The organism is Mycobacterium sp. E1715 (assembly GCF_001667625.1).
Taxonomy (GTDB): Bacteria; Actinomycetota; Actinomycetes; order Mycobacteriales; family Mycobacteriaceae; genus Mycobacterium.
On sequence record NZ_LZJJ01000012.1, the window covers coordinates 1 to 5914 of the forward strand.

The window sequence follows — 5914 nt, forward strand, 5'->3', positions numbered from 1 at the left end:
CGACCGCCTCGTCGGCCGGTGACATCTTCGGCCGGGTAACCGGCGCGCCCCGGTCGTCGACCCAAATGTCTATCTGGTCACCGACTTTCACCGCGAGCGGTGCGGCGATGTCCCCGGTGCGCTCGGAGCCGGCGAAATCCCATCGGGCGGGCGCCATGACCGTCGGTTTTCCGAGATCGGTGCGGGGATGGCTGTCCCCGACGACCGTCGCGGTGGCCGGGCGCCGCGTCTGCACCTGTTCGGCGTAGACGCGGCTACGGTCCTCATGGATCGCGGTGCCCACGGCGGCGGCGATCGGCACGGTGACCAGCGACACCGCGATGGCCAACACCAACAGCAGCGCCTCCAGCCGGTCGGTCGACCGGACCAGCGGGTTGCGGCGAAACAGCCGAGCGAGCAGACCCCGCGGCAGGGGAACGGTGAACGTCTCCAGCCCGGGGTGATCGTGTCGGGGGGTGGTCATCGGATGTCCTCGTTCGAATGGGTAGCGACCGTGGTTGGTCACCCCGATCTTCGCGCGGCCGGGCACCGCGCGGCTTGCGCCGATCCGACAAGGGCGCCGGCGCGCGTTGTCGGATTCCGACAGCGCTCGATCAACCGATGTCGGTGGCCGCGAGTTCGATCATCATGGCCAGCCGCTTCCTGGCGTCGTCCAAGGGAAGATTGCTGATTTCGGCCATCTTCCGGAGCCGGTAACGGACGGTGTTCTCGTGCACACCGAGACGCTCACCGGCTTCAACCGGATCGCCCTGGGCCTCTAACCACGCCCGCAGCGTGGCGAGGTAGTCGGTTCCGTTGGCGCGGTCGTGCCGGCGCAGCTCGGCCACCGGTCCACGGGTCGGGGCCCGGCCGGCGCGGGCCGCGGTGCGCAACCGCTGCAGCAGGATGTCATCCCACGATTCGTCGTAGGCGGGCGGCGCGCAGGTGGGCGACGCCTCGTGCAGCGCCAGACATTCGTCGGCCTCCTGCCGGGCCGCGGCGAGCTCGGCCACGTCGGCCGGCCCGCTGATGCCGGCCAACACGGTCACCCGTTCGGGCAGGGCCGCCGTCAGGGCGGTCACCCAGTCGCGGGCCGCCGTGGCCTGATCCGCGGGAAGCAGGGTGTAGACGGTGTTGCCCGCCAGGGCGCTGCGCCCCGGTCGTGACCAACCGAAGCCGGTGGTGGCGCGCTCGAAGGCCAGCAGCAGGGCCGCGTCGCGTTCGGCGCCCACCGACGCCTGCAGCGCGATCACCCGTAAGCCGCTCTGGGGCAGGCCGAGCCTGCTCGCCGCCGTGGCGGCGTCGGCGCTGCTCTCGAGCAGCCGGATCACCAGCTCGGATTCGACCTGACGCTCGAGGTCGGCGCTGGCCTGTGACCGCAGCACGTGCATGGCGACCGTGTGCGCGCCCGCGGCCAAGGCCGTGCGCGCCGGCTCGTCCAGCGGCTCGGAACACGCCACCCAGACCGACCCCATCAGCTCTCGCCCGGAGCGCACCGCCACCACCATGCGGCCCGTCAAACCGTATTCGGGATCGCCCTCGACGAAGAGCGGCTCTTCGGCCGCCGCCAGGTGCGCGAACACGCCCCGGGATTCGAACAGCGCGCGCAGCCGCTCCGGCGTCTGCCGGCTCAGAATCGTCTCGACCCGAGCCGGATCGGGGTCCTGCTGCAGCCGTGAATACGCCAGCACTCGCAGCAACTCGTCGTGGATGACGACGGCGCTGCCGATCGCATCCGCCAGGCTGTCGGCCAGCGCGAAGAGGTCGGTCGGGCCACGGCCGGCCGCGGTCTCGCGGCCCTCCAGCACCAGCCCGTAGATGACCGCGGCCAGCTCGCTCCACGGCAGCGTCTCCTCGACCAGCAGCACCGCCCCGACCCCGGCGTCCTCGCCCACCGTCAGCGGCTCCGCACCCTCGCGCGTCAACACCACCAGCGCTCCCGCCGAGTTCGCCCACTCGACCGCTTCGCTCAGAGATTCGGCGCCGATGGCCAGCAGAACATCACCGACGACGGCCCGCCCGCCCGACATCTCGTGAATGACCACGCTGCGCAGTTCGGTCGACCGAGGCACCGACGACCAACCCAGCCGGACCCCATGACCACCCAGCACATTCACCAAGCGGTCCAGAGTGATCACGAGGGCTCCCAACGCCGATTATCGAGACGCTGATGCCTTTGTATCCTCCCGCGGTCGCCGGCCGGATGTGATTGCCGGGTTTGTCACCCGACAGCTCAAAGGATGTGCATGCCCTGGGCCAGCTGCGAGACGCCGACCACCGTGAAGACGGTCACGAGAATCTGCCGGTGGTAGGCGCGCACCCAGTCGTGCAGCCGCCGCAGCGCGGCTTGGGTCCTTGCCGGCGCGGCGACGTATCCCACCAGGATCACCTCGACGACGGAATACATCAGCACGACGAACGCGATCGAGGCGCTGACCTGCGTGGCGACCGCCGCCCTCGAGGCGACGATGATCGCCAGGATGAACAGCACCCCGTCGACCGGAACCGACGCCAGGCCGATCACCCACGCGATCCACAGCGACCCCTGCTCCCAGGCGAGGTGGGCGCGGTGGAGCAAACGCCGCGGTCCGGAACCCTCCTCCGGGGGGACGTCCCCCGCGCGGCTCAGGAATCGCGGCACCGCGATCGGCGCGCCCGCGGGCGTCGGGGTCGCGTCGCTCGATACGCCGGCCTCCGCTCGCTGGCCCGTCGAAAAGCGCACGGCCATCACCGCCGCGATCGACAGCCCGAGCACGCCGAGGCCGATCTGGATGTGCGGAAGTGTGGAACTGGTGGCCTTCGTGGTCGAGCCGTGGCCGAACGAGCCGAACGCCGAGGTGAAGTTGAGCAGCATCAGGGGCGCGAGAAGCTCGGGCACACACACGGTGAGGCCGCCCACCCAGTAGGCGAGCAGGTTCGGCCCGGGCCGCGGTCGGGAGATCATCAGGAGGGCCAGCCCGAGGCGCACGGGATTGAGCGCCGCGAGAATTCCCAACCCCAGCACCGACCCCCACATTGGCGCATCTCTACCCGCGGGCCACCGACCCTAAACACCGAACCTCGAGGGATCGTGCCGCCCCGGCGCCGATCCGTAGGATGTGGGTTCGCCCACCGAATTTCGGCGTGGCGCAACACGTTCAAGCGATGCCCAGGCGCGGGACGATCCGTGAACGGCGGGCCAATCCGCTGTGAACACCACCCGCTCGTGCACCCGTGAAGTTTGTCACAACACCGGGTTGGTCGCCGGCTTCCGCGACACGCGTGCCGCAACCCGCGGCAGCGAATTCCGTTCGTGCATAGGAAATTCACAGGTTTGACCAAACCGGCGGGTGCCGCGCGAGCCGTGGATTACGACGTTGCAAGTCGTGGTGCCAGCACGCTCACGGTTCGCTGGTGCGCGAATGGCGTTCCGCGTGAAACCACCGATCCAGTTTCGTGGGCTACCGTTGGTGTTGCGGACGGCATCGCGACTCGGGCAGGGGAACCGACTGGGGCCCGAAACGCAGCCACGACGGTCTCCTCATGACGGGGATATCCGCAAAGCCCGAAGGCGCTGGCACGGCGCCGGTGGGCAGGACGCCACACTGGTCGAAACCAACGGCCAATCCAGAAGCGCAGCATCGTTTTCGATGCAGCGTCCAACGCTTCTGCACGTCTCAGCTCGGTTCGAGGAGGTTGTCCATTGCAGCCCAATCCTTTCGACGACGGCGGGGGCAAATTTTTCGTGCTAGTCAATAATGAGGACCAGCACAGCCTGTGGCCGGCCTTCGCCGATGTCCCCGCGGGCTGGAGCGTGGCCTACGGCGAAGCCGAACGGGCGGCGTGCCTCGACTTCGTCGAACAACACTGGCCCGATAGGCGCCCTAAATCGCTGCGCGAGAGGCTGTCCGCTCCCGGTTTGTGATGTATAGACCGTCTAGGTATGAAAGAGTCGGGAAGGGTTTTGGGGGGACTTAGTGGAACGCAGTGACCGGGCACTACCGCTGACGCGAGCGCAGCTGGACATCTGGCTCGCTCAGCAAACGGGTCACTTCGATGTCGCGTGGCAACTCGGCGTGCTCGTCCGGATCGAGGGCGCGATCGACCGCGGTCTGCTGGAGCAGGCGATGCGCCACGTGGTGGGCGAGGCCGAGAGCCTCAGGGCCCGCTTCTTCGAGGCGGACGGGCAGGTCTTTCAGCGGGTGATCGACGACCCGGACGTCGATCTGGTCTTCGACGACGTGAGCGGGTCCGCCGATCCCGAGGGCGAGGCCCGCGAGCGGGCGTCGGCGATCCAGCGCACGCCGATGCCGCTCACCGGTCCGATGATGAACTTCTACCTGTTCCAGACGGCACCCGATGAGTACTACTGGTTCACCTGCTGTCATCACATCGCGATCGACGGAATGGGCATCGCGCTGATCGGCCGCCGCATCGCGGCCGTCTACTCCGCGCTCGCCTCCGGCACGGCCGTATCTCCGGCCTTCTTCGGTTCGGTGCAAGATCTCGTCAGCGGCGAGTCGGAATACGCGGCATCCGCGGATTACCTTGCCGACGAGGCCTATTGGAACGAGCACCTGCCGACGGGCGCCGAGCCGGGCTATCGAATGACCCAGTTCGCCGGCGACCGGGACCCATACGCCCCCTCACCGCCCGTCCAGTTGGACTCGTCGGTGCTCGGCGCGATCAAACAACTGTCCAAGTCGCTGGGTGTCCGCCGGTCGTCGGTCCTCACCGCCGCCTGCGCACTCCTGGTGCGGGGGTTCCGCGCCGACAATTCCGACGAAGTGGTGCTCGACTTCCCGGTCAGCCGCCGGCTGGACCCGGAGTCGAAGACCCACCCCGGCATGCTCGCCGGGGTGGTGCCGCTGGTCTTGAACGCGTCGCCCCTCCTCACCGCCGCCGAGTTTCTCAAACAGGTCGATACGCGGTCGCGGGAGGCGTTGCGGCACCAGCGTTTCCCGGTGCACATGCTCGGTGGCGACGGCGGCTTCCGTGGCGCACCGCAGGCATCCAACCGGGTGGTCGTGAACTTCGTCCCGGCCCGGATGACCCTCAGCCTCGCCGGTGTGCCGGCGACCGCGACGTACACGACCTTTGGCCCGGTGGGCCACTTCGGGCTGTTCTTCCTCGGGTTCGGCGATCAGCAATTCCTGAGCACGGTGGGTGTCGGACAGCCCTTCTCGAACTTCGACGTCTCGGACTTGGCGAGCCGGTTGCAGCGGCTGTTGGTGGCGATGGCGGCCGATCCGGCACGGTCGTTGTCGACGGTGGATGTGCTCGATGAGGCTGAGCGGTCTCGGCTGGATGTCTTTGGTAATCGGGCCGTTTTGAGCGGGCCGGTGCCGGGTCCGGTGTCGGTGCCCGGGTTGTTTGCCGCGCAGGTCGCACGCGGGCCGGGGGCGGTGGCGGTCTGCGGTGGTGGGGTCTCGGTGTCGTACCGGGAGTTGGATGCGGCCTCGAATCGGTTGGCGCGGTATCTGGTTGACCGGGGCGTGGGTCCCGGTTCGGTTGTGGCGCTGCTGTTTTCGCGGTCGGCCGAGGCGATCGCCGCGATGTTGGCGGTGCTGAAGACCGGGGCGGCGTACCTGCCGATCGATCCGGTCTCCCCGGATTCGCGGATCGGGTTCCTGCTGGCCGACGCCAAGCCGGTCGCCGCCCTGACCACCGCGGAACTGGCCGGGCGGCTGGCCGGGCATGGGGTGGCGGTCATCGATGTCGATGATGCGCGCCTCGACGAGCTCCCGGATGCGGCGTTACCCGAGCCCGACGCCGACGGATTGGCGTATCTGATCTACACCTCGGGTACCACGGGTGTGCCCAAAGGTGTTGGGGTCTCGCATCATAACGTGACGGCGCTGATCGGGTCACTGGATGCGGGGTTGCCGGCGCCCGGGGTGTGGTCGCATGCGCATTCGCTGGCCTTCGACGTGTCGGTGTGGGAGATCTTCGCCCC

The 5914-nt window shown here is 68.7% G+C and carries 5 protein-coding genes; 2 read left to right on the forward strand and 3 right to left on the reverse strand.

The genetic code is table 11. The features are described from left to right. The 3 genes from A9X03_RS00555 to A9X03_RS00565 form a co-directional block, all read right to left on the reverse strand. On the reverse strand, positions 1-463 hold a 463-nt coding region (locus A9X03_RS00555; RefSeq protein ID WP_082954884.1), incomplete at its 3' end, for a hypothetical protein. A gap of 130 nt (positions 464-593) precedes the next feature. Beyond that, positions 594-2117 carry a CdaR family transcriptional regulator gene (locus A9X03_RS00560; protein ID WP_068259199.1) on the reverse strand — a complete coding sequence of 508 codons (1524 nt, stop codon included), beginning with the start codon at positions 2115-2117 and terminating at the stop codon, positions 594-596. 95 nt (positions 2118-2212) lie between these two features. Next, entirely contained in the window at positions 2213-2995 is a 783-nt protein-coding gene (locus A9X03_RS00565) for a GAP family protein (protein ID WP_067889788.1), read from the reverse strand. 666 nt (positions 2996-3661) lie between these two features. On the opposite strand from A9X03_RS00565, the gene A9X03_RS00570 reads away from it, so the two are divergent. Further along, on the forward strand, positions 3662-3883 hold the full coding sequence (locus A9X03_RS00570) for an MbtH family protein (protein ID WP_067760439.1): 222 nt from the start codon (positions 3662-3664) through the stop codon (positions 3881-3883). Between the two features lie 52 nt (positions 3884-3935). Then, a partial coding sequence (locus A9X03_RS00575; RefSeq protein WP_156746432.1) for a condensation domain-containing protein occupies positions 3936-5914 on the forward strand: 1979 nt, incomplete at its 3' end.